Annotated in this window: 21 protein-coding genes; 8 read left to right on the top strand and 13 right to left on the bottom strand. The window is 41.9% G+C overall.

Features of this window, described 5'->3' with window-relative positions; all coding sequences use genetic code 11:
- Nucleotides 1-85 precede the first annotated feature (85 nt).
- A complete protein-coding gene (locus tag OCU30_RS17155; RefSeq protein ID WP_077314755.1) occupies nucleotides 86-727 on the bottom strand; it encodes a DUF2057 family protein in 642 nt (213 codons plus the stop codon).
- Between the two features lie 255 nt (nucleotides 728-982).
- Here OCU30_RS17155 and OCU30_RS17150 point away from each other — a divergent pair, with 255 nt between their 5' ends.
- The 6 genes from OCU30_RS17150 (at nucleotide 983) to OCU30_RS17125 (ending at nucleotide 7,100) form a co-directional block, all read left to right on the top strand.
- Nucleotides 983-1,354, top strand: coding sequence for a GntR family transcriptional regulator (locus OCU30_RS17150; protein ID WP_095532911.1), 372 nt, complete (start codon nucleotides 983-985; stop codon nucleotides 1,352-1,354).
- A complete protein-coding gene (locus tag OCU30_RS17145) occupies nucleotides 1,351-2,223 on the top strand; it encodes an ABC transporter ATP-binding protein (RefSeq protein WP_077314757.1) in 873 nt (290 codons plus the stop codon). The genes OCU30_RS17150 and OCU30_RS17145 overlap by 4 nt, the downstream gene beginning before the upstream one ends.
- Entirely contained in the window at nucleotides 2,220-3,077 is an 858-nt protein-coding gene (locus OCU30_RS17140) for an ABC transporter permease (RefSeq protein ID WP_077314758.1), read from the top strand. The genes OCU30_RS17145 and OCU30_RS17140 overlap by 4 nt, the downstream gene beginning before the upstream one ends.
- Nucleotides 3,078-3,329: 252 nt before the next feature.
- Nucleotides 3,330-5,216 (top strand): methyl-accepting chemotaxis protein, encoded by a 1,887-nt coding sequence (locus OCU30_RS17135; protein ID WP_077314759.1) that lies wholly within the window; start codon nucleotides 3,330-3,332, stop codon nucleotides 5,214-5,216.
- Between the two features lie 209 nt (nucleotides 5,217-5,425).
- Nucleotides 5,426-6,160: an IclR family transcriptional regulator gene (locus OCU30_RS17130; protein WP_077314760.1), complete on the top strand. Its 735-nt coding sequence runs from the start codon at nucleotides 5,426-5,428 to the stop codon at nucleotides 6,158-6,160.
- A gap of 163 nt (nucleotides 6,161-6,323) precedes the next feature.
- Nucleotides 6,324-7,100: a phosphatase PAP2 family protein gene (locus OCU30_RS17125; protein WP_159439141.1), complete on the top strand. Its 777-nt coding sequence runs from the start codon at nucleotides 6,324-6,326 to the stop codon at nucleotides 7,098-7,100.
- Between the two features lie 37 nt (nucleotides 7,101-7,137).
- Here OCU30_RS17125 and OCU30_RS17120 read toward each other — a convergent pair whose 3' ends face one another.
- Nucleotides 7,138-7,842, bottom strand: a complete 705-nt coding sequence (locus OCU30_RS17120) for a DUF445 domain-containing protein (RefSeq protein WP_077314762.1) — start codon at nucleotides 7,840-7,842, stop codon at nucleotides 7,138-7,140.
- Nucleotides 7,843-8,086: 244 nt separating this feature from the next.
- Between OCU30_RS17120 and OCU30_RS17115 the strand changes: the two genes are divergently transcribed.
- Nucleotides 8,087-9,046 (top strand): arginine deiminase-related protein, encoded by a 960-nt coding sequence (locus OCU30_RS17115; RefSeq protein WP_095532912.1) that lies wholly within the window; start codon nucleotides 8,087-8,089, stop codon nucleotides 9,044-9,046.
- A gap of 76 nt (nucleotides 9,047-9,122) precedes the next feature.
- Here the strand turns inward: OCU30_RS17115 and OCU30_RS17110 are convergent, their stop codons facing one another.
- The 6 genes from OCU30_RS17110 to glgX all read right to left on the bottom strand — a co-directional run bounded on the left by OCU30_RS17110 (nucleotide 9,123) and on the right by glgX (nucleotide 17,289).
- Entirely contained in the window at nucleotides 9,123-10,076 is a 954-nt protein-coding gene (locus OCU30_RS17110; RefSeq protein WP_077314763.1) for a hypothetical protein, read from the bottom strand.
- A gap of 53 nt (nucleotides 10,077-10,129) precedes the next feature.
- Nucleotides 10,130-10,936: an NPP1 family protein gene (locus OCU30_RS17105; protein WP_077314764.1), complete on the bottom strand. Its 807-nt coding sequence runs from the start codon at nucleotides 10,934-10,936 to the stop codon at nucleotides 10,130-10,132.
- Nucleotides 10,937-11,145: 209 nt separating this feature from the next.
- Nucleotides 11,146-11,931: a DUF5718 family protein gene (locus OCU30_RS17100; RefSeq protein ID WP_139343489.1), complete on the bottom strand. Its 786-nt coding sequence runs from the start codon at nucleotides 11,929-11,931 to the stop codon at nucleotides 11,146-11,148.
- A gap of 349 nt (nucleotides 11,932-12,280) precedes the next feature.
- Nucleotides 12,281-14,068, bottom strand: coding sequence for a GtrA family protein (locus OCU30_RS17095; RefSeq protein ID WP_077314766.1), 1,788 nt, complete (start codon nucleotides 14,066-14,068; stop codon nucleotides 12,281-12,283).
- Nucleotides 14,046-15,008, bottom strand: coding sequence for a glycosyltransferase family 2 protein (locus tag OCU30_RS17090; RefSeq protein WP_077314767.1), 963 nt, complete (start codon nucleotides 15,006-15,008; stop codon nucleotides 14,046-14,048). Before OCU30_RS17090 ends, OCU30_RS17095 begins: the two co-directional genes overlap by 23 nt.
- Before the next feature lie 310 nt (nucleotides 15,009-15,318).
- Nucleotides 15,319-17,289 carry a glycogen debranching protein GlgX gene (gene glgX, locus OCU30_RS17085; RefSeq protein WP_077315104.1) on the bottom strand — a complete coding sequence of 657 codons (1,971 nt, stop codon included), beginning with the start codon at nucleotides 17,287-17,289 and terminating at the stop codon, nucleotides 15,319-15,321.
- Nucleotides 17,290-17,740: 451 nt separating this feature from the next.
- On the opposite strand from glgX, the gene OCU30_RS17080 reads away from it, so the two are divergent.
- Nucleotides 17,741-18,931 carry a tetratricopeptide repeat protein gene (locus OCU30_RS17080; RefSeq protein WP_077315105.1) on the top strand — a complete coding sequence of 397 codons (1,191 nt, stop codon included), beginning with the start codon at nucleotides 17,741-17,743 and terminating at the stop codon, nucleotides 18,929-18,931.
- A gap of 102 nt (nucleotides 18,932-19,033) precedes the next feature.
- Here OCU30_RS17080 and sstT read toward each other — a convergent pair whose 3' ends face one another.
- The 5 genes from sstT to OCU30_RS17055 all read right to left on the bottom strand — a co-directional run bounded on the left by sstT (nucleotide 19,034) and on the right by OCU30_RS17055 (nucleotide 25,544).
- Nucleotides 19,034-20,242 (bottom strand): serine/threonine transporter SstT, encoded by a 1,209-nt coding sequence (gene sstT / locus OCU30_RS17075; RefSeq protein WP_077314768.1) that lies wholly within the window; start codon nucleotides 20,240-20,242, stop codon nucleotides 19,034-19,036.
- Nucleotides 20,243-20,490: 248 nt separating this feature from the next.
- Nucleotides 20,491-20,982, bottom strand: a complete 492-nt coding sequence (locus tag OCU30_RS17070) for a copper chaperone PCu(A)C (RefSeq protein ID WP_077314769.1) — start codon at nucleotides 20,980-20,982, stop codon at nucleotides 20,491-20,493.
- A 118-nt stretch (nucleotides 20,983-21,100) separates the two neighbouring features.
- The gene (locus OCU30_RS17065) at nucleotides 21,101-22,021 is read right to left on the bottom strand and encodes a polyprenyl-phosphate transporter (RefSeq protein WP_077314770.1); all 921 of its coding nucleotides are present in this window, start codon (nucleotides 22,019-22,021) and stop codon (nucleotides 21,101-21,103) included.
- A gap of 450 nt (nucleotides 22,022-22,471) precedes the next feature.
- Nucleotides 22,472-24,064: a GGDEF domain-containing protein gene (locus OCU30_RS17060; RefSeq protein WP_077314772.1), complete on the bottom strand. Its 1,593-nt coding sequence runs from the start codon at nucleotides 24,062-24,064 to the stop codon at nucleotides 22,472-22,474.
- Between the two features lie 10 nt (nucleotides 24,065-24,074).
- Nucleotides 24,075-25,544: a hypothetical protein gene (locus tag OCU30_RS17055; protein WP_077314773.1), complete on the bottom strand. Its 1,470-nt coding sequence runs from the start codon at nucleotides 25,542-25,544 to the stop codon at nucleotides 24,075-24,077.
- Nucleotides 25,545-25,700 lie beyond the last annotated feature (156 nt).

Below are 25,700 nucleotides of genomic sequence, written 5' to 3'. Positions count from 1 at the left end.
GTACTGAGTAAAAAATTGACTCGATTTAACCGCAAAGGAGCACAAAATGTGCTCCTTTTTTATTCTATATGGTGCTGTGCTCAGATTACTGGTTCACAAACTTTTTAAAGCGAGCTTTGGCGGCAGGTGTTGCCTTAGAGTACCAGAAGTGCAACATTTGCTCGGCAGTATCATCGCCTGGTTGGACATTGTTAGGCATTGATTGATGCGATTGAGCGCTCGCTTGATTGACGGGCACGCCTATCGCGGCTACGCCGCCTTTTTTATTGTATGCAGCCACTTCTTCTGGGTAATTACGCCCAATTTGTAAGCCTTCTTTGATTAATTTGTCTTGCTTGGTTTTGATGGTCTTGCCATCGCCATCCACCAGTGACCAAGTCATATTATCAATTTTTTTCTCTGCATTACGACGGTTGCGATATTCAGGAAAATCAAATTTGACTTCACTATCTGTCGCGGTAAATGTTGCGAGAAGTGGTTCGCTTTCGACAGTGTAGCGATCGCTACCTTCAGTAAAGACGGGTTTATAACGAAATAGGATTTGATGTTGTCCGTCTTTCAAATCGATGGTTTTTGTTGCCTCAAATAAGCCACCATTTTCTTTTGGTTTGGCATTGTCGACGACGAGCATATCGACAGAACTTGGCACTTTAATGGTCACGTTTGCTGAGGCGGAGGCGGCAAACGTAAGTGCGAGTAAGCAGGGTAACGTTGTTAATGTTTTCATTCGAATTGTCCTTGATATCGCGAACGCGTATTGGTCTATGAGGGTGCCGATCTTTGGTGATAAAAGCAAGGTTAGCTCTATGAGTGAATGCTTAATTTCATCAAAATGTCACATGAAATCACATTATTATCTGCTTATTTAAGTAATCGTTCAATCTTGTCTGGCGGTTGGGTTGTAAAAATTGTTGAAGAAAGCCTTGCACCCTAAGATTATCAAGTATAGTGTTATAGTTAACTATAACACTGGTTAGGTTTCATTATGGAATGGCATGATAGAGAGCCCATTTATCGGCAGCTTGCTGAGCATGTAAGACAACAAATACGTCTTGGTCAGTGGCCTGAAGGGGCAGCATTACCTTCGGTACGTCAAGTATCGGCAGACTTGAAAATTAATCATCTTACGGTTGCCAAAGGGTATCAGTGTTTAGTCGATGAAGGCTTAGTGGAAAAACGCAGAGGACAAGGTATGTTTGTTCTACCTGGGGCGCAAGCGGCACTGCAAACGGATCATCGTGAGCACTTTTTAGACGTACAACTTCCTGAGTTAGCCAAAACATTACAACAGCTTAATATTGATATCCCTGAGCTGGTGGCCCATTTACAACCCATCATGGAGAAAGAACTATGAAGGCTTTAATCACGGCGAGTAATTTACGTAAGTCTTACTCCAAAGAGAATGCAGGATATGCATTACATGAGATGGATTTTACCGTTCAGCCTGGTCAGGTACTGGGGCTACTTGGTCATAATGGCGCGGGTAAATCTACACTGATTCGTTCATTGTTAGGTTTGCAAGCCTTTGAAGGAAAAGTGGATATCAATGGTTTTGATCCCATTAAACACCACGCCCAAGCGATGCGTAGTATTGCATGTATTTCTGACACCAACTGCTTACCGGATTGGATGACAGTTAAGCAACTGATTGATTATACGGCGGGTGTGCATCCTGATTTTCAAAAAGACCATGCGCTTGAATTTTTGCAAGGCACCTCGGTGAATGTAAAGAGCCTAGTGCGATCCCTCTCTAAAGGGATGAAGGTACAAGTCCATTTGGCTTTGGTGATGGCAACTCAGTGCCGCATTCTGATTTTGGATGAGCCGACGTTAGGACTTGATCTAATGTATCGTGATACTTTTTATCGTCAAATGCTGAAATGGTTTGAAGATGGTGAGGGAGCGCGTTCGGTAATTATTGCCAGCCATGAAGTGAGTGAAATTGAACATTTACTAACCGATGTGCTGATCTTGAAACAAGGTCAAAAAATTGTCCACAGTACCATGTTCGAGCTTACTGATGAGTACTTCATCCTTGAGGCGGCGAATACTTATGATGAGCAAGTGAAAGCGCTTGCGCCGATTTCTTCTGAGGCAGGCTTAGGAACCACACGCTGGTTATTAAGGGGGCATCAGCGTGATACGGTAAGCGAGTGGGGCAATATTTACACTGTAAAATTGGCTGATGTCTTTATCGCTTTGCAAAAGGAGCACAATGTATGAGTGTTTTTACGACATTACTAAAAAAAGAGCTGATTGAGCATCCTCGTGTTATCAAGGGCCCACTTTGGACTGGTATTACGAGCATTGGTTTTATGCTCTTATTGCTAACGCAAGGAAACATTTCCTACGACATCGAGATGAATAATTTCGACGGTATGGATAAATCGATTGATTCGTCGTTACTGATGGGTCAGGGCTTTGGCGGTTTTCAGCATTTACACCTTGCTCTATTGTTCGTTGGTTTGATATCCCTGCTAATGACGACGACGTACTTCCCCAAAACCTTACGTAAAGAACGTACTGAAGGCAGTGTACAATTTTGGCGCAGTATGCCGGTGTCTGAACTGCAAATTTACGCATCGAAGCTGGTGTTCGGTTTGCTTGTTATCCCAGCGATCTGTTCATTGTTACTATTATTGATTCAACTGGAAATGTCTGTGTTCTCTGTGCTGTTGTCATCGACGGGCAGCGTCTCTCAGTCTGTCACCAGTATCTTTACTGCCTTTTTCCAGTATGTATTGGTGATGGGGACAATCGCGCTATTTAGCTTACCGATTGCTTGTATCGCGATGCTGATTTCGCAATTCATTAATTCTCCACTATTGGCAATGATTATTGGTTCATATGCAATTCAATGGCTGAGCCCATCTATCTTAGGAACGCACGCACTCAGTCATTTGGTGTCAGGAGTGGCTTCTGTGCCATTTCGTTTGTTATCTGGTGATTCGGTGAGCAATGTGATGCAGTGGTATGGGATGCTGAATTTGTTAATTTATGCTGTGCTTGGTGCTGTGAGCTTTTGGTTAAGTTGGCAGTATTACCAGCGAAACACACTGCCATGGAAAAAAAGTTAATATCGCATAAAACGGAAGTGAATCATTCACTTCCGTTTTTCATTTTTGAGACATCCGTTTCATATTCCTCACATTACAAACGTCATTTCCCCATCTACTTCTCATTTAATTCACGCTAAAAAAAATATACTCACTCGATGCGATAAGTTTATTGGTTGATGGTGTGAATAGCGTTTGACGTTTTTTAACATTCATATCTATCGGTGGATTTAAGAGCATTATTATAAAAATAATCGAAACGTAGGGTAGATTATGTTGAAAAGTTTGTCTTTAAGAACCAAGTTAGCATTGGCTGCGAGCCTTGCCATTATTTTAGGAAGCGTGATTGTTGAAGGACTCGCATTTAAAGCGTCACTCTCACGATTAGATACCAGTATTGATCAAAGTCTCAATAACTCTTCAGCATCGTATAATCAATATGTTGCTGATTGGCTTACCTCTAAATCACGCGTGATGACATCACTGCCCAGCGATATTGCGACTAGTGATGTCGTCAGTCGATTAATTCAGTTAAAGCAATCTGCTGGTTTTGATAACGTATTTTTAGCCTATCCAGATGGTTCACAAAATAATGCTAATGGTGTGGTGTTACCTGAGGGCAATAATGACCCGCGCCAGTGGGGATGGTATAAAAATGCCCAAGCAAATCCGAGTCGCGTCTTTATGGATAACCCGACGGTTGCGTCAGCAACTGGGGCTAATGTGGTTTCGATGGGGAAAGCGTTAACGCTCAATGGTCAAAACGTTGTGTTGGGCGCGGATATGCAAATTACGGATATTATCAAAACGATGAAACAGGTGGTGCTGCCGGGTAAAGGCTACATGTTTATCGTTAATCGTGACGGCAATATATTTACCCATCAAAATACTGAGTTATTGAATAAAAGTGTCAGTCAGCTAGGTCTAAGTGATGCGGATATAAAACAGAGCGAAGTCTCTGGTCATCGTTTACGGGTAGAAGTGAACGGTAAAGACTCCGTGTTATTTGCTAAGCCGATTCAGGGAACGGGGCTTAGCAGCGTTATTGTTTTGGATCATCACTCATTAATAGCGCCTTTATACAACTCACTATGGAGCCAAGTGATTGCCACGATTGTCGTGGTAGTGCTGTGTGTGCTGTTATTTAATATTTTGTGTAATGTACTACTTAAACCATTAAAAAATGTTTCTTTAGCGTTGAAAAGCATCGCAGATGGTAATGGGGATCTCACAAGGCGTATGCCAATTGAAAGCCAAGATGAAATTGGCGATCTCGCCCATAACTTCAATCGTTTTGTGGCGAGTTTACAATCGTTGATTAGTCATGTTAGACAACAAGCTGAGCAATTAACGGAGCAGGCGACACAATCGACGTTGCAAACCAATCGCTCGGTGTCTGAATTGGAAACCCAGCAACAAGAAATTACATTGGTCGCAACCGCAGTGACCCAAATGTCTTCGGCCACGCAAGAAATTGCCTCGCACGCTGATCATGCGGCGAATGCAGCGCAGCAATCATCAGAGCATACCGAGCAAGGGTATACTGTGGTGGATAATTCGCGACACTCCATTAATCAGCTCGCCAGTGAAGTGCATCGTGCATCTGGTGTCATCGCAGAGCTTAATCAGCACTCACAAGAGATTGCGACTGTCTTGACCTCGATTCAAGAAATTGCTGAACAAACCAATTTGTTGGCGCTTAATGCGGCCATTGAAGCTGCCCGAGCGGGTGAGCAAGGACGAGGGTTTGCGGTGGTTGCCGATGAAGTTCGAGTATTATCTCAGCGCACTCATAAATCTACGGATGTCATTAAAACCACGATATCGACCTTACAGCATAATACTCAGCAGGCTGTGGATATTATGTCGGCGAGTGAATCGCTGGCACAACACTCCGTTGAGGGTGCCGATAAAGCCACCGAAGCCTTAGAGGCGATCCGCTCATCGGTAAGTTCTATTAGTGATATGGCGACGCAAATCGCGACGGCGGCGCAAGAGCAAACCCATGTCACAGATGAGATTACTTCCAATATCACTTCGATTAAAGATGTCACCGATCAATTGGTTGATGGCGCACAGCATGCATTGGTTCAGGCCACAGATCTCAATGGGCAGTCGGAAGAACTCAAAGCCAAAGTTGCGACGTTTAAGCTCGCTTAATTATTTGAGATGCGACGATATTAAACCGAAATGAGGTGACTCATTTCGGTTTTTTGTGTGCATGGTTTCCTGTATTAGTGATGGGGTGAGAAAATCATAGTTAAGGTCTAATTATTCTCTAATTATGAGAATAATTAGATTCAATTTGTAATGTATTTCTATAATGTGAGAATGTACCTTAACGATTGAAGGAGAACGGGTAGGAAACCATGAAAACAACGCAAGCGAATGCGAGTCCAGTCAATGAAAAAGCGTTGCAGCTACTTATGCAAGTCGCGGTCAATGACGAGCCTGTGCCGGCAAAGGTGTTAAGTGAGCAATTACATGTGCCCTTGAGCAGTTTATATCGCCATATAAAATTACTGAAAGAATGGAACCTCATCGAAGAGGGAGCGCATGATAAATCCCTAATTATTGGACCGGCGGCGCTGCTTTTAATGCGCAGCTATTGTACCAGTGAACACAACCTTGAAGACGTTGATAGTGTGTTGACGCGTTTACAAAAACAGACCGGGGAAATGGCGGCTTATATGGTTCCGGTTGGGTATCGTGCGTTATGTGTGAGCCAAAAAGAGAGTATGCAGGCTCTTCGGTGTAGTTACGTGCAAGGGCAAAGCCAGCCACTATTGCGTGGTGCGTCATCCAAAGTGATGTTGGCATTTTTACCCGAGCAACGCTGTCAGAAAATTCTGCGTTACTTTGGTGAAGAGACTCAGTTAGAACACTGGAAAACAGAACTCGAGCATATTCGTCAGCAAGGATATTCATTAAGTACGTCAGAAATAGATCCTGGAGTATCAAGTATCAGCGCGCCTGTAATGAAGGGCTCAAAATTGGTAGGAGCTATGTCGGTTATGGTGCCAGCTCATCGCCTAGAGGCAAATAAGCAGCGGATCATTTTGCATGTATTGCAAGCATCAAGAGCTTTACCATTCAATAGTTGATGCGTTTTCCTTATCCAATATCCCGCTCGTTTGTTAAATCCCGGTAAGGAAAATAGACCTAATTCATTTGGGACACAATGACGGTGATTTAACACAATATTGATACAGTTCGTTTTTATACGAATTATAATGTCGGGTAATCTAGATGCTAAAAAGGATTGACATGAAATTTGTTCATTGGAGAGAAAGCCGCGATAAGCTTGTGTACTTGTTATTGTGTGTAATCACTGTAATGACGACCATTGCGTGCTTTTTCTTCTGGCCGGTGAATTTACTCGGACACCCCAACCCTGTCATGGGGTTCACCATGCATTACCTTTCTTACTCTGCACAAGGCTGGGTGGCGGTTTGTATGGTCGGTGCTTGGCTTTTATGGTCCTTAAAAGGCGCATCCTACTCGTTACAACGCTGTTTAAGTCTATTTGCGCAATTGTTTATTTTATTGTTAATCGCAAATATCTTAAAACTCGGTATTAAGGATTTTACCGAAGTTTCAAGACCTTATACCACCATCATGACACAGCACTTACTTCTCCCAGAGCCAACGCATTTTTATAAGTTAGGTGTAGAACAGAAGTTGGATGTCATGAGTAATATGAAAAATTATATTTCTCACTGGCGCTTAGATGCGTGGAAGCAACATTTAGATTATGCCTTTCCATCCGGACATACTATTTTTGTTGCAATATGCGCCTTGTTCTTTGGTTCTCTTTTTATTGAACAGAAACGGTATGTGTCTTTGAGCGTCTTGCTGGTATGGACGCTTGGCGTCGCCTATTCACGCTTATGGCTAGGTGTGCATCGTCCTATGGATTTAATTGGCGCTTTTGCATTAGTGGGTGGGTTATATTGGTTTGTGCCAAGGCACTATGCCATTACGCAGATAAAGACAATTGCTAAGATAAAACGTTTTCCATTAAACAATCGAGAACGCTCTTAAGAAAAAGCCAGTTAGCGAACTAACTGGCTGATAAATCTTAGATTAGTAAGGTGGACAATACGCCAATAATACCACCGAATATTCCGCCCCATACGACAAGCCAACCCAAATGCTCTTTGATCATTTTTTGCACCATTTCTTTGACCAATTGTGGTGTTAACTCGTTAAGACGTTGCTCGATGATACTTTCAATTTTCATTTGAATTTCTTCTTGAAGCTCATCAGATTGCAGTTGGGACTTGAGTGCCTGCTTGACCGTGTCACTTTGGCTAATATTTTTCATCGAGATCTGCATCTTTTCGATAAAAGGTTCGCGCATCGGTTGCAGTGCCTCGACTCCGCCAAACATAGATAACATACCGCCAAATTTTGAACCTTCAATGACCTCAACCAATGAATCAAACGCTGGATTAAAATCGACACTCGCAATGACCGGCTCAAGATCAATGCCATCGCCGGATGTGGTGTCTTTTTGTAAAAAACGTTGAATGTTTTCTGAGGTAAAAAATTGCTCCATCATCAAGGTTTTTATCGCAGCTTTAAATGACTCAAAGCGCGCAGGAATAACTCCTGAGCCATACAGCCCTGGCACTTTTTCAAACAGCATATGAATGGCGAGCCAGTTGGTAATCGCGCCTGAAAAAGCAAATAACCCGGCATTCAGTGCAAGATCATTGTGAGTGATATAGCCACAGGCTAGAAGAGCGATAGCAATAAGGTTGGTAATAACACTTTTATTCATAAAAAATTCTGTTTGTTGAGAAATGGGGTTAGTTGAATTCTAAGAGAAAACTGAGCCAGATAAAAGCGATGAATGATTGTGATAGACGGTGATGTGGCCGTTGGTCATATACGTAAATCAACTAAATATTCATGAATGTGTCGTTAAATGGTAAGCGCTCTTGATCACACTGCGAAGCAATACTCTGTTGCGTTTGACGATCGTGACTAAAATAATGATGAAATCATGTGTAGTGGGTGACGTTATGAAAAAACAATTGATTGAAACTTTTTATCCGCGCCACAGGCAACATGCCAATACCGTGGTAGTGGTTCCACCGAAAGAGTTCCAATTTAATGAACAAACGGCGGTTGATAATGAATTTCAGACACCATTATCGATGCCAACTGAGACAATACAGCAGCGGGCGATGGCTGAATATGAGGCTTTGGTCACTCATTTACACCAAAGTGGTGTTACCGTGATTGAGTTTGACTATCCACTATCCTCCATGCCAACCCCTGATGCAGTATTCCCTAATAATTGGTTTAATACCTTGGCTGATGGGGGATTAATTACATTCCCTATGGCGTCACACAACCGTCAAGCAGAAGTACGGGTAGAGGCGCTGGTTGAAGTGCTGTGCCAGGCTGGTCGTGCAGTAAGCAGAGTTGAAACTTTCTCTCAATATATTGCTACACAGCGATACCTAGAAAGCACTGGGGCTATGGTGATGGATCACGATCTGGGGCTTATCTACGCGGCATTATCACAACGGTGCGATGAAGATGTCCTCAAGGAATATGCGCGGCATATAGGTTATGAAGCGGTGGCCTTTGCTACGTGTTTGCCCTCTGGGAAGAGCGTTTATCATACCAATGTCATGATGGCTATGGGGGAGAAATTTTGTCTGCTTTGTGACGAAGTGATTGCAGAGCCGATGCGCAGTCACGTGGTACAGCGCATCGCGAAAAGCAAGCAAGTCATCCCGATTACGATTGAACAAATGAATCATTTCTGTGGCAATGTCTTACCGTTGACGACCGCGACTGGAGAAACGTTGATTGTTCTTTCACAATCGGCCTACCAGGCGTTCCAACCACAACAGCTGAGTGCGTTGCAACAGTACGGCACATTGTTACCCATTGATGTGACCACTATTGAGCAAATCGGAGGCGGGAGCGTACGTTGCATGATGGCTGAGATCTTTTTACCAAGTGTGTAACCGAGTCAATGATGAACGCGTTCAAATAGAACGGGTATTGAAGACCACTATCGGTGGCACTTTAATACCCGTTTTTTTATGGTGACGTATTAGACAAGAGGGAGAAGGCCGCGCTGCGAACACGAGCTGGCGTACTTCGATCGTTGGCGAGCGACTCGACAATACTATAGGCCTGACTATTTGGTGATAAATTATGTTGCTGATATAACGCATGAATGGCTGCATTTTGTAACGCAGGTTGAGCACTTGTTAAATAAGGGGTCAATGTCGTTAGCCGCTGTTCATCATTGACACTTAACCGCGCTAAACTGGTGAGAATATCTGGTTGTAAATCTGAATCCGCATAGCTCATGTAGTTTGCGAGCATCATGTGCATTTTTTGTTTGTCTGGTGCTGATAAGGGTAATAAGGAACTATTGCGTAAGATATCGCGTAAAGCAGGTTTGGGCAGGCTGACATCATTAAGTAAACGAGCAGTCCGTTCAACACTCTGGTGGTTGCGAATAAGCCGGCTGGCTAATTCACTGCCTAAACGTTGTAAATCGGGTTGAGAGTCTTGCATGAACGCCGTAGCACTATCAAACAAGCGGTCACTGTCTTGATTGGCAATAATACCGACAAGTTGTGAGCGAATCTGTTCTGATAGCTGGTGGTTTCGTATGGCATTGAGCAAGCGTTGTACAATGGTTGGGTTAGATTGTAATTGCTTAGCAAGCTGCGCTTGTTGAGCGGAACTCAGAAGGTGGGTGCCATTTTTTGTAAGTGCGTGAATATTCGCGGTGTTTACTGCGGTATTTGGTTCAATATTGTTGGAACTTACTTGTGTCGGTTGAGCGTGTGGCGCAGTCGCGACATTGGCTTGAGGTGGTTTGGGCTGGCACATCGCGACTTCAGTTGGTGTCTGCCTAGTTTGCAGCGGTTTATCTTCAAATGAATTGGAATGGGTAGGTTTAAGCAAGCTGTGTGATAGAAAGGCGACATTGCCTGCTAAGCTGAGCATGAGTAACAGTGCTGTGATGGTATGAGACACATAACCTCCTAATACTAAGATGGGGAGCGTTCCCCATCTTAGCTAACATTGGATTACTTAGAATTGACCATATCGTTATTGTTGTAGGTTGGATAACCTGCCGGACGGAACGGATTAATGTATTTCAACATATTATGATCAAGGAATGGTGCAATTCCGTGATCGTAATTATAGCGATTTAAGTCGTCACGAAGAGTCGCATTACTGGCTTGTCCGTGCATTGTATACCAGCTTACTAAAGGCGGTAATACCCAGCGACCGGTTGGATTTTCAGCTCTGTTTTCTCCCGCTTTGGCAAAACGGAATGCGTGGGTTAATCCGCCATCTTTGTGGTAGACGGCTTTTGGATGGTTGCCGTCTTTTTCGATGCTATTCCAATCGTGAGTCGTTAACTTACCATGAGCGCTGGTACTAAAGTGGGTCGGTTGTCCGTTACGTGTCCATACCACTGTGTATTCCCAATCATGACGGTGACCAAACGCGTCGACGCCGGCAACTGCCTGATCTTTTTGAAAGTACAAGGCATAAATATGGGCACAATAGTTCGCGTTTGTTGTCTTACATACATAGCGGTGGTAGGTATTAGAAAAATTCATAAAATCGGTACGACGACAGCCGCCCGTAATGGATCCTGAGTTTTTTAATCCCCCATTTTGCTGACCTGTCGATGAGATACCTGCGTCGGGTAAACAAGAGTCAGTATCAAAATCAAAGTGTGGCGCGAATGTAAGTGCATCAACATTCAATGGGGTTGCTTGTGGTAGCGCTCGAAAAAAATCGGCATGGGCAGGTAATGTATATATGGAGCAGACAGCGCCTAGTGCTATTCCGACCAATTTCCCTTTTTGGATAATAGACATGTTTTCTCCTAATATTAAAGACATAGACATTGATGAAATAATTCAATGCGCTATTAAATAATCATTTTCCAATGACAACTTCATTAAAATTAAGAGTGTTTATTATTGTTACATTAATTTATGGAATAAAGATCTAGCTATTTTTAAAAATGACGACATGTAAATATACGATATATCATACAGTTACATGTCGAATTAATATATGCTAATTAAGCAATTAATGATGGCTCTTTAATTTTTTGCTTAAGATAAAGAATATTCGGAACTTCTTTAATATTGTTACTTTCAAATAATTCCATCACTTCTTTGTGGTTATATTCTGTTGTTTGATAACCAATAATATGCATTATATCGTCTGGTTGAAGAAAGTGTTTCTTTCCCCAGGCAGTATAATTGGGCGCACCAGTAAACAGGGTCAATGTTTTAGGGTAACCATTGGCTTGTAGTTGCGGTAATATTTGGTCGAACATGCCATCACCACCTTGTTGATTGATAGCAGTTACGAGCCAATCTTCTAAAGGTTGTCCGAATAATTTAATGTTCTCGATATCTAAAGGCTGGGTTGCGAGGTGACATTCGCCATTATTCTCAATATAAGAGATAAGACTAATATGCGATAAGTTGTCAATAGATTCGAGCGACCACCATTGTGAATGCAGACCTTTTGATGCTTTGCCCCATGATTTACGTGCACTGATTTTCTGTGCATCTTGCAACTGGCGAATGGTCGTATCGTTACCGATGGTAATGCGGCGTCCACGAACTTGGCTAACTTGCTCACCATCGTAAATAATGTCATATTCGATAACAAACTCGGGTTCGATATCAATATTTTCACCCAAAGATGGGTAGTTCATGATGCTATCGGTCGTGAGTGATGAAGCATTTTGGTCAATGACAAACAACCCACTGGGTAGCTCGCTTTCTTGCACGTTTTCTGCGCTTGATAGGTGACCAAAATAATTACCAATCACGCCCATTGTAATAGAATTCAAAATATCTCCTGTGACCTTATGTCGGTAGTAACCAATTATCAATACTCGGCATTATTGTTATAAGATTGGATGCCGTCTTTGGCTGGATAACCTAGCACAGTTTAACGCTATCAATTGGGCTTTCCTATTCTATAATGCTCACATTTTTCAGTGGTATTTATGTATTTTATAAATTTTATAAATTTAATGTTTATTACCCATGATGCTAAGCCGATTTGAAAAGCCATACTCCCTGCTGTGCGTGTTATGTGTCGCGGTATCAGGTCGCACATTGTTATGATGAAGAGATAAAAAAACGCGTCCTGTGAAGGGACGCGTTTTTGGGTCTTGGTGCGCTCACCGCTGAACGTTATTCGAAACGGACATACAGTGTGCGGTCTTTAATGGATACTTCAGTTTCACCTTTAATTGGGGCTTTTTGGTGAATGTATTTCACGCTAATCGCTGAATCTGGCCATCCTTGTTTGTAAAAGTATGGTCGAATCATGTGATATTCCAAGTTAGACAGGTTATTAAACTGCTTAGACCCAGTCACGTGCTTTAGCCACTCACTCATTTTTTCTTGGTCTACCGTTGCAACAATTTTATCGTATTTTGATTTGTCTTCAATTTTATGATTTACGTCATTCTTTTCAATCACTTGAGACATAATAATACGTGTATTGTTGTACTTATTATTGTAATGATAAGTTTGATAGGCCAGTGGGATCAGTAATAAAATCAGATTGATGTATTTTGCCCATGGGTGTTTAAGTAAGAAAACCACCATCGCAATCCCTAGTGGCAATGTAATACCTGAACGTAGCGGTACATGAACGCCCAATACTACGACACTCGCATAGATGGAGATAATCATTGCAAGCAGGATTAAAAAATACTTAACGTTATCTTTAACCATCAGCAAGGTAATGCCAAGAGCAGGGAGAAAATACCAAGCGCTCAGTTCTGATATATAGTTGGCATTACGTACAAAGTCACCCGCACTTCTATCCACGTTGTGTATGAGCGATGCCATTCCAGTCAGTGGGGACTCTTTACGCCAAGAAGCCATCTGCATGAAATGCGCATGCCCTTCAAAAAGCCATGTATACAGGTAAATTAGACCATTACCGATTAAATACCCCAATACATAACCCGCGGCCCACCACAACATGAAAACCATGATGTCTTTGTAGCTACGATCTTTTAAGTGTGCGATATAAATCAAAGGCATCACAAAATAGAAAGCAGGGTAGGTAGCGAAAAGGAGCACACCCGCAATTAGCAACATACTTGGAATCGACAAACGATTACGATAGTAACTAAATAGCGCCAGCATGATACACCCTGGAAGCAGTGTCATTGGCCATTTAAAGAGCATGGTGTAGTATGGAATGTTCATCACAGTGAGTGCAAAAAACGCCGCTAACCAGCGATCACGGCTCAGTGACCGAGACACGTTATACCCAAACATGCCGATAAAAAGAAAGCATAGAGCGTTAGCTAATTGCGGGTTTAAACTGCTACTGATCGGAAAAACCGCAAAATTAATCCAACGACCTTCTGATGTGAATTTATCAGAATAATGCGCCATATAAGGCAGGGCGTCATGTGCAATATTAATGAGTACTGATGTATAAATATTATGTAGTGTGACCGCTAAGCAAGCGAGGAATAAAATTGCGCGTATTCCAGATGATAGTTTCATAGTTTGTGCTCCATCAGTGAAGCGTTGAGTTAATGTTTTCAAACTAATACCATTTTTAAAAATGCGTTGATAGCCTATATAGTTCATTATCATGGACACAAAAATACTAAAAAACTGCCCAATGTACGCATTAATATGTAACTCAGTAACGAGTAAATATAAAGTGAGCGTACTTGCGCCTAAAGAGGCGAGATTCACTAGAATGAACGGAATAAACTGTCCTTTCTGGTGCTGACTATTAAAGACAAATCCGCGGTTAAGAAGAAAACTGCACATAACACCAATGCAGTACGCGAGTACAGAAGCTAGGATATAATTATCTAACTGCTGATAAAGAGTCACAAAAGCGAAGTAAGAAACGGCGGTATTTAAACCGCCGACAGCTGCAAACCGTACCTTTTGTCGTAAATTTGCATAAAGCGTGTGCTTAATCGAGGTTAGATTCATCATCTTGTCTCGGTTGTCTGATGTTTTTCTTCACGACATATAGCGGTCTGCTTTGAGATTCACTATAAATACGTGCTATATACTCACCTAAAATACCGATGGAAATTAATTGCACCCCACCAATAAATAACATAGCGACGAGCATAGATGCCCAACCAGATTGCCACTGATCGGTTGCTAACCGAATATAGATGGTATAAAACAGCATAATTAAAGCAATGCCTGATGAAATGAACCCCATAATAATAGAGAGTTTGAGAGGTTTCACCGAGAAAGACAGGATGCCATCTAAAGCAAATGACAACATTTTCTTCAGCGGATATTTAGTTTCGCCTGCAAAACGCTCATTACGTTTGTAGGTAATGGAGGTTTGATTGAAACCAATCCAGCTTACCATGCCGCGAATGAAGCGGTGTTTCTCTGGCATCTGGTTGAGTTGATCGACGACTTGGCGATCCATTAAGCGAAAGTCGCCAGTATCTAATGGGATCGGTACTTCTGAGAGGTAATTCAATATACGGTAAAACCATTTCGCTGAGGCCAGTTTAAATTTTGATTCGCCTTCGCGGTTTTCGCGGGTGCCATAGACCACGTCATAGCCTTTCTCCCAAAGGTTGATCATACCTTCGATAAGCTGTGGAGGATCTTGTAAATCAGCGTCAATCAATACCACTGCGTCTCCCGTGCTGGCTTGGATACCTGCAGATACGGCAGGTTGATGACCAAAGTTACGAGAAAAAGAAATCAGGTGTACATTGTCATGCGCTTTACTGTATTGCAGTAATTTGCTTTCAGTATCATCGGCACTACCATCGTTAACGAATAAAAGTTCGAACTGGTAGTTCTCAATACCTTGGGTCACGCGTAGCATTTCTTCTACGGTATGATCAATCACCTCACTTTCGTTATAGCAAGGAATGACTACTGAAACGGTTTTCTGCATATGAACCACCTTTTTATTTCCCAAATGGGCGATAAGTTTTAAACTTGAATATTGGTTTACACAAACAATGACTTATAAATTTTTATTGCATTATTGATGCGGTATTGTTTCCATCCAGTCTTTTTTTCATTAAACGTTTAACTAGACGTTTTATGGTGAATAATTAATGTCTGGCTATTTGAGCAGTCTAATATCAAGGGAAAAACAGAATAATGTTAATAAACTGCCACAACTCAACCATCCATGTAGTTAAGCTGTAGCTGTTATATCGGGCTTTCAAGAAATATGACGAAGAATCCGTCGTACTTATTTATTTTTTTTGCGGCGAGAAATGTAAAATAGACATGGAAACTGGCAACTGTAATCGTTCTTTTTCTGCGACTCCTAGTTTTTGATTATGCAGATTATTGGTATCGCAAATAATTTGCCATTGTTGTTTGCGATCTTCTGGTAAGGTAAAGCGGGCAGGAGCGCGAGTTTGATTGATTAAGTAGAGCAGCTCATCACCATGCTCGCCAATACCTAAGTGTAAGGCGACTGACGAGAGTGAATCCCAATCTTCCATGCTCATTTCATGGCCATCCACACGGCGCCAGTAGACGCGATTATCATTACGAGTTTTACCGCTGAAAGCGCGAATAAATGGCACCATATATTCTTGACGTGCTTTGATAATTTTTGCGACCCAATGACGAAAGGTCTCTTGTGAGTGGGTGAGCTCCCAGTCAAGCCAGCTTAATTCATTGTCTTGGCAATAGGCATTATTATTGCCTTGCTGGGTATGTGATAACAAATCTGCGGTGAGTAGGTGAGGAATACCAAAGGCAAACAATACACTTGCTACCATATTACGTTTTTGGCGCTCTCGACGGCTTTTAATGGTGACGTTGAAGGTTTCACCTTCTTCGCCGTAGTTATCCGATCGGTTATCACCATGGCCATCGCGATTGTCCTCGCCATTGGCTTCGTTATGTTTGTGCTTATAAGACACAAGATCTTGCATGGTAAACCCGTCATGATAGGTAATGTAATTGACTGTGAGTTTAAATGGCCAGTTCGCGGCGCTATATAAATCACGAGAACCCATAAGACGTGTCGCAAAATTTTTCATATAACCTGCATCACCACGCCAAAAGCTACGTGCGACATCTCTAAGTTTATCGTTGGTCTCATTCCAGCCAAACGGAAAATTTCCCACTTGATAGCCATTAGGACCAATATCCCAAGGTTCAGCAATGAGTTTGATGTCTCTGAGAATTGGGTCTTGAGCGATGGCTTTAAAAAAACCACCGTCACTACGAAATTGATCGCCATAACGACCTAATGTTGCTGCTAAATCAAAGCGAAAACCGTCAATCTGATATTCCTCAACCCAATAACGCAGCGTATCCATAACCAGATTTAGCGAAGGTTGGTACGCAAGGTTTAACGTATTACCGCAGCCGGTGAAATTAGCAAAATGTCCCTCGTGCATTAAGTAATAGTGCGGATCGAGAGCCTTTAAATTAAAGATAGGACCATTATCCCCTCCCTCAGCCGTGTGGTTATAGACCACATCTAAAATGACTTCTATGCCGGCTTTGTGAAGTTCGCGCACTGCCGTTTTGAATTCTACTACCGCGTCTTTATGCGCATAGCGAGGGTCGGGGGCCATAAAGAGGTAAGGGTTATAACCCCAATAATTGACCATGTCCATTTCTAGTAGGTGGGGTTCATGCATACAGGCGGCAATGGGCAATAGTTGTAACGTATTGATATTCTGTTGTTGATAGAACTCGAGCATGGGCTCACTTACAAGGCCTAGATACGATCCATTTTCACGAGCAGGTACGTCAGGATGCAGTTTTGTTAGCCCTTTGACATGCGTTTCACAAAGCACCATTTCATCTCTCGGTCTTTTAGGCATGGCGGAATCTTGCCAATCAAAATCATGAGTAGTGACAAGACATTTCGCTAAAGAGAGGCTTTGCTTGGCATCAAAAGGCGGTTGATAGGTCAGTGGCTGTGATAGTGCTTTGGCATAGGGATCAGCAAGGTAGTGAGGTTGGTCATTGATTGACACAATAAAACCGTATCGCTGACCTTCCTTTATGTTAGGAACGAACGTATGTTTAATACCAGCATATTCATTGTGTAGTGGATGTGTCGTGTACGTTTCACCTGTTGGCTCGAACAGAGCGAGTTGGATATCTGAACTGGCGGGTGCATAGATAGAAAAATTGCATCCGTGAGTATTAAGTGTTGCCCCTAAAGGATAAGGGCTAGAGACCAGATCATTCATGATAAATTCGACTTCTTCCATGTGAGTGGTGGCTTTTTGAATCTTATCCTTTAGTAAAAGCCTTTGTTTTTAATAGGTCAAGGTAAGAGGTTGAAAAAGGCAGCATGAAAAAGAGCGGTTAGGCGATAGCCCCTATTTGTCGGGCGGGGATTCGTGAGGTTCTGTCGGTGATTTTTGTTCTATAGTATTGTTTTTTATTAATAAGTTTCTTTGTTTATTTTCTGTCATACTTATTAAGCTATTATTGAATTTGTCATCGCTTTTTATTGCTAGCTTGGCGTCGATGTTTCTTTTCACTGTCAATCCATCACTATGATGAGAAGAGGGGTGTGAATGATGGGTAAAGTGGCTAGGTTAAGGTATGATAAGCTTTATCATGATGTAAATGTATTTATATTTAACACTCATTGACTCACGGGTGTTAGCAAACAAAGAGAAAGAATATTTATCAATGGATAATATTGGAATTGCGGTCGGTGTTTTAGGGGTTTCCTTTATCCTAATTTTTATTTGGATGATTTCTTTATCGATGAGAAAGCGCCGATTAAAAATGGAAAAAGAAGCCAAAGAACTCGCCTACCATAAGGCTCTGCAGCGTATGCGTGAGCAAGAGAAGAAAGATCGCTTGTTTAAAGCAGAGTCTGGTCATGTACCAACAATGTTGTATCTTGCCAAAGAGGCCGAGCGAGATAATTTGAAAGAAGCTTTTTTTTGGTATGAAAAAGCGGCATTACAGGATGACAGAAATGGTATTTTTGGACTGATTCGTTTAGGTAAGCGTATAAGTAATAATGTGCTTATGGAAGAGAGAGTGCATTTCTGGGAAACATACATACGCGCTCTAGATGGCGATTTAGCCGCTAAAATTGAGGTCGGTAAACTTCTTACGGAGGGCCGAGGGACGGAAGTCAATGTAGAACGTGGGCTGATGTTCATGAAAGAAGCGGCAGAGCAGAACTCAATAGAAGCGATTTTGTTCATGGCTGATTGGTGTACGTCTCGGAATAATCTGACTCCGTCAGCAAGTGATGCAAATTACTGGTTGTATAAAGCGATTAAACTGCGTGATAGCACGGCGATGATGAAGCTCGGTTTACATTATTTACAGGGTATCGGAGTCGCTAGTAACCATCGTAAAGCGTGTTATTGGTTAGAGCGAGCAGCGGAGCATGGTCATAGTGAAGCCATGTTCCATGCAGGGCATGCATGGATGGATTATGGTACTCACGGCAATGAAATCGCGTATATTTGGTTTTTTCTGTCGGCAATGTTTAATTATGAACCCGCGAAAGTGGTTCGCGATACGGTCGGTGGGAAAATTGGCGTTGAATCCGTGGTGGGGTTGCAATCTTTGACTAAACCGCTATATAAAAAAATAGTGAGTAAAGAATTTTCTGAACATGCGGTTATTCGTGTATTAAATAAGTTGTATAAACGTCCGATTCCATTACTCGAACAAGAAGAATCAGACGATCCTAGCGCTTTTGACCATCTTTCTTCAGAGTTGGAAGCCACTGATCTTCAGGAAGTAGGGGGCGACAGTGACGGTCACTTGGGAAAGAATGAAGCGGGTTATGATGGTGCCTCATCAGAGAAAGCATCCAATGGCCCATCGCTAGATTTTACACAAAAACACTTCTAGTTTAATCCGGATGGTAACACTAAAAAACCCAGCCTTAGGCTGGGTTTTTTTATAAACAATTGCTTAATGATGCCGCTATTGAGCGGTAGATTAAGTGTATTATTATTTATTTTTACTGCGACATACTGCAGCAGTAAATACAACATCGGTCGAGCTATTTAAAGCGGTTTCAGCAGAGTCTTGGATGACACCGATGATGAAGCCAACCCCTACGACTTGCATCGCGACATCGTTGGAAATCCCAAAAAGGCTACATGCTAGAGGAATGAGTAGTAGCGAGCCGCCGGCCACACCTGATGCACCACATGCTGAAATCGCGGCGACTAGGCTTAATAGAATTGCGGTTGTAATATCAACATCGATACCCAAAGTATGTACAGCAGCAAGCGTCAGTACAGTAATGGTAATCGCTGCACCGCCCATATTAATGGTCGCACCTAATGGGATGGAGACGGAATAAGTATCTTCATCTAACTTTAGTTTTTCACACAAGTTCATGTTGACTGGGATATTGGCTGCACTCGAACGAGTGAAGAAAGCCGTTACGCCACTTTCCCGTAAACATTGTAGAACCAATGGATAAGGGTTCACGCCTGTTTTGATATAAACAATTAAAGGGTTTACCACGAGGGCTATAAATGCCATTGCGCTAAGCAATACTGCCAACAGATGCCCAAAATTCACTAAAGAGTCAAAGCCCGTGGTCGCGAACGTTGACGCCACTAAACCAAAAATACCAATAGGCGCAAGTCGGATAATAAAGCGCACGATTTTTGATACACCATGACTTAGATCTTCAAATACACCTTTGGTGCTATCTGATGCATGATGAAGTGCAATCCCTAAACCAATCGCCCAAGCCAGAATACCAATATAGTTTGCATTCATTAGTGCACTAATTGGGTTATCCACTAATTTAAACAGTAATGTGTGTAATACTTCACCAATCCCTTGAGGAGGGGTGGTGCCTGTGACTGAATCACCCAGGTTTAATGTGGTTGGGAAAAGGAAGCTGAGTGCAACTGCGGTAAGTGATGCGGCAAACGTACCAATAAGGTAGAGAGTGACCACTGGACGCATATTCGAGCTTTGGTTTTTCTTCTGAGTTGCAATAGAAGCAGCAACTAAAATAAAGACAAGAATAGGTGCAACAGCTTTCAGCGCGCCAACAAACAGTGAACCAAGTAATTTGACACTGATAGCAGCGGCTGGTGAAATAAGGGCGAGAACGACACCCGCGATAATGCCCACAATGATCTGCAGAACCAGATTCCCCTGAGCATAGCGTTGTAATATGTTACTGCTTTGCATATTCATTCCTATATAACAATGGTTTTGTAACGATTTTTAGTTATGTGTTTTGAGCAGTCACTAATACTAACGTCATCAATCGAGCTGTCTAGAGTTTATTGTCTTATTGATGAAAAAATTAGTGGTACGTAGTGTTATAAGGGATATAGTTAAGAATATTGTATTGATAGGAACGGCATGAAGCCGCAGTCAATGCGGGAAGAGTTGTGCGCAGTTATGTGTGTTTTTACTAAGCTAGAGAGTGAATATTAATGCGTAATTTTGTTATTTATTGGGATGGGGATAACCCCCGGTGAGTGCATTGCATCTTTTAAACTTAGGCGTACCGGAACGTTCACATTAATCGTTGCTCCACTCTCGAAATGCAGCTTTAGCGTTATATGTTTATGTGTTTCTAACGGTTTTACCAGTCCTAACAAAGCAATTCGAGTCGCCCGTGGTTCTAGCACTTTGGAGCTTTGTGCGGGAATACTCAAATTTTCCAATTTATGCACAACCGCTTTTTTGCTGTGGCTATCGGTATTTTGAATCTCTACTCGTGTCGAGGCACTCGTTGTTACGCTGGTTAACACCTGAGGTTTGTTGGAATTATTCACAATTTTTCCGTAAACAAAAGCGCTCAATTGGGCCGTTTTGGTTACCGTGACATAAGGTTGTATGACGGTAATATCCTCAGCGGACTTGCTCTGTGCGCTAAAGCTGGCAATAAGTGTAAACGCTAGGGTTAGAAATCGTTTCATGTCACATTATCCAATAGTCAAGTTAGGACGAGTATACCGTGATTCGTTGATCGATGCAGTGATTCACGGTGAGCTTCTTGTGATGAAGGCGCGCCCTCACCACAAGAAGAGATACGGGTTATTTATTGTTATCGCTAGCGTATTTTTCTAAGCCTAAAACGACGACAATCGCACACAACATCATTATGATGGCGAGTATCAATTGAGATGGATTTGAAGTCACTGTTTCATATTGAAAAGGTGATAAGTTCTGTTGCAATAGAGGGACCTGTTCACCATGTGAATTTACTCTCCACGTTAACGTTTCTTTCCAAGGCCATATTTTAGGTAGGGTACCAAGCATTAGCCCAGTTAAAAGCATAAGCGTCGTATCTCTGTGATGTTTTAATAACCAAGATAATAAATGCGAAAATGTCATGAGTCCCGCGAGACAACCGATGGCGAATAATCCGATAACATCCAATTGCATTGATTTTACCGCCCCTAGAATTGGCGCATACATGCCTAGTAATAGAAGAATAAAGCTCCCTGAGATACCCGGTAGGATCATCGCACAAATTGCAATAGAACCGGCGATAAAGATATTAATATCGGTTGCATCCATCGTGATTGGTTTCACTTCGGTAATACTATAGGCCACCGCTATTCCCACCAATAAGGTTATCCATTGCGGTATTTTTTTATGCTCAATTTGTTTCATCATGTGATAAACAGACACCAAAATAAGCCCAAAGAAGAAAGACCAAGTAGGGATCGGATGGGTGTCTAATAGCCAAGAGATGAGCTTAGCCAATGTCAGTATACTGGTTAGAATGCCGCCGAACAGAGACAGTAAAAAGAAAAGATTAATATGCTCGCACACCGCTTTAAAGCCGTGTTTACGCCAGATAGTAATAAGGTTTGGGTTTACTCGACGAATACTTTCTAACAGCGTGTCATAGACTCCAGTGATAAAAGCGATAGTGCCCCCAGAGACACCGGGAACCACGTCGGCCGCTCCCATTGCAATACCTTTTAAGTACGTACTTATATAATTCATTAGATACCTTAAGCCAACTCGTTCAACTGAGAATTTAGCGCAGTATAGCGAACTTTTGTCGGTTTGACTTATTCCAGCGAAAACCTTGCAAAGGTTTTGCTTTATGGATAGCAACGTTACGCAAATCTTTGCAAAATGGGAATTGCATAATGCATTTACCTAGTGATGGTTGAGTGTTTTTTAAGCGGAATTGGAATGGGGGCTTGAATTGACGGGCATTAAAAAGTTGGCACGCAAACTGCATTAGTAATAATGACTCTTTAAGCCAAGAGTCACCTAGCCAACTGACGTTGTTAGTGAATATTTTTGTTCACATTATATTTAAGCCAATCGTGTCTTACGATTGGCTATTTTTTTATCTATTGTCTGCAAAAGCGTGTTTAAGTGTGCACTTGCGAGCATGCCAGAAAGAATACCGTTACCCGATGTGTACGCATCATTTTCAATAAATCACTCTTCGTAACATACTTGATTACGGCCGTTTGCTTTGGCGCGATATAAGGCTTTATCTGCTCGGTTAAATGTTCGTTGAGTATTCTCTCCGACCCGGTGTAACGTTACGCCAATGCTGACGGTAAGTTGTCTATCACCTAACATGTGCTGCCAGTCTGTTTGTGCAATATTGTGGCGTAACTGTTCGGCTAAAGCATTCACTTCTGCTAAACTTTTATTTTCAATAATCACTAAGAACTCTTCTCCACCAAATCGTACCCAGTGCTGTCCTTCATCATTAAAATAATGACGAATTTCCATAGAGACTCGGCTGATCGCTTGATCCCCGACTAAGTGGCTGTAGTCATCATTAATTGATTTAAAATGATCAATATCGATAATCAAAAATGCAAAGTTAGTATCGTGCAAAAGCATGTCTTTCAATTGACTGTCAAGCCAGCGACGGTTATGCATTTGAGTTAAAGGGTCGGTAAAGACATCTTGTTGCAGCTGAGCCACCGCATTACGTTGTGTCTCTGTCGTTTCTTTCAGCTCACGATTCTCTATTTCTGACAAAATTAACTTCAGTTGCAAATCAAGCTGAGAAAGTCGGCGTAATTGGTTTGCGCCTAACTCGGCAATAGGAATTAGACTAATGAGTTCAGACTCACACTCAAAAGCTAATTTTTCATACCTTAATGCTTGTTGATACTGTCTAGATTTTGTGTAGAGGTCACTATAGGCATTGTACAGGTCGATTTTGAGCTTAGGGTGATAAAAATTAGCGACTTTATGATGAGCGTTATCGAGTAAATAGATCGCTAAATGCGGTTTATTAAGGTGAGACATACAATATGCCTGTTCGATACGACATGCGCAGGCAAACCAGTTATCACTTATAGCCCCTAGAGTGTAGGAAATAGTAGAAAGGACATTCAGAGATTCGGTTAATTTACCTTTAAAGCGGTATAGCCTTGCTTTATATAACAAAACCTTACCATTTAATAATTTGTCGTTTACTAATATAGACAGTTCTTCGCATTCTAGTAATAGTGCCTGCGCCGCTTTATAACGTTGGAGTCGAATATAGCTACCCAGTTTGTAGAGCTTATATTGCAAACGTACGTTACGGCTTGATAAGGCATGATCAATATGATCAATCTTTTTATAGTAACGAATGGCGCGATTGTAATCTCCGAAATGCTCACAAAGTCGGCCCATCCCAATAATTGCCGATGCGTGTGAGTCTAAGTCGTAGTGTTGCATCGCCAGTTTGGTGATTAGTACATATTCCGCCAGTGCTAACGCGTATTGTCTCGTGGCAATATAGCACTCACAGAGACTTTGCTTAATCGAAAGCTGTAGCTCAATATGATGTTCATCTTCATCATCTGAGATTAACTGGAGCGCATGATGTAATTGTTGAATGCTTTGTTCATATAAGCGGGCATGATTGAGATATTCAGAGCTAATGAGTAAACATAACGCTTTTTCCCTCTCGGTTTCAGCGACATTTTTGCTAATTTCTTCCCATAAAGAAATGGCGTCTTGGCCCGATAGGTAGGTGACATCGTATCCACTATTTTGTATCTTTTTTAATAACGCTTCCATAGAGTTACTCTTATCCTATGATTGAGCTTTCTTCAATTTCTAGTTGTTCTAACGTAAATGGGAACATTAAAATATTATGTAAAGAAACTTTAGGTAGGTCTTTGACGAGTCCTCTTCGCTCCCACGGATACATCGTTATCATTTGCTGAAACGTATCATAAAGCTGACTCGCTAAGCTGTCTTTCGAATTGATAAGCCAGCCTAAGTGTGTTGTGTCCAGACGCGCTAAATAATCCCCTGGAGCTGACAGGCTATGTGTGATTTCTGTGCAAATGTCGATATGTTGTGGGCTATTATGATGAATCATGATGATCGAATAATTCGATGCCTTTAATTGTGTTTTTAATTCGACCAAACGCTCCCACCAGAGTGTCTCTGAGACTAGGTTAGGGAATTGTTTTCCAGGGTTGAACTCATATTGACTACGGAGACGATTAATAATTTTACGCGCTTTTTGCTCGAGTAAATTCTTAGATTTTCGCGCTTTATCCGAGCCTAATTGCAACGTTTTTTCTCTTTGCCTTGCCAATGAATGATGACGAAAGCGTTGGTAGGCAATAAAAGCATCTTGATAATAAGTTAGCGACTCGGATATCGCCGACTGCTGAGCGTAGATGCGGGTGAGTAGCTCATGATTATGATTAGTGGTGGCAATACTTTCAGCTTGGTTAAGCCATTCTAAGGCTCGTTCTGGCATAGTACGGCGCACATCAATTTTGGCTTTATTGAGTAAAGCTAAGATGTGCATTTCATCGAATCCATGGGTTTCTGCAAGTGTTTGCGCCATTGTGGTCGCGCGATGTGCATCTTCGATACGATCAAGCTCCAGTAATGCGGCCGCCCTAAAATCGCAAATTTGCGCTTTTAATGTGTTATCAGGATTATGATGTAACAAATCTTCCGCACCTTCTAATTCGGTGAGCATAGAAGGGTATTGTTTGAGTAAGTGCAAATCCCATGACAGCAAAATACGTGAGCGAATTTCGAGTTTTGCTTGACGAGTATGATTAGCGATTCTTACCGCGAGCTGATGGGTTGCTTTGGCCAAGTGATAAGATTCTGTTGCCCGCCAAACATTGCCCAGGCCAATCAATGCTTGTATTTGTATATCTGTGCTGTCTGACCACGCTGATAATTCAAGCGCACGCGTCCAAAATTGTAAGGCTGAGTAGTATTTAGCTTGTTTCCAGAAAATATAAGCATGTAAATGGAGAATCTCCGCTAAATAATCATCGGTATCTAAGGTTTGTTGTAGGCGATAGGCGCTGCGGATGTATTTTAAACTCTTCGATAGTTGTTCATTATCTAACTGTAATTTCGCCGCCAACACGGTAAGTTGTAGTCGGAAAATAGGCTCATCTGCGGTAGAGTCTTGACTAAGTAGATACTCAATTTTTTTGCAACCGTCGGCAGTACCGGTCAACAACTCATGCTCAAGCTCTTGAATAGTTTTCTCGTTTAAGCCGCAATGATTAGTCAATTTTATATACCTTTTGACACATTGTGTAAATGTGTGGGTCCTATATAAATCATCAATACCTATCTCACAGAAATGTCTATGATTGACAGTCGAAAATACATTTTTTATAGATTAGCACGCTATTATTTTATGTATTGGTTACTTCAATAAACCAAC

This window comes from Vibrio palustris, from assembly GCF_024346995.1.
Taxonomy (GTDB): domain Bacteria; phylum Pseudomonadota; class Gammaproteobacteria; order Enterobacterales; family Vibrionaceae; genus Vibrio; species Vibrio palustris.
Note: the sequence above shows the minus strand (reverse complement) of the source record. Positions and strands in the feature narration are given on the sequence as shown.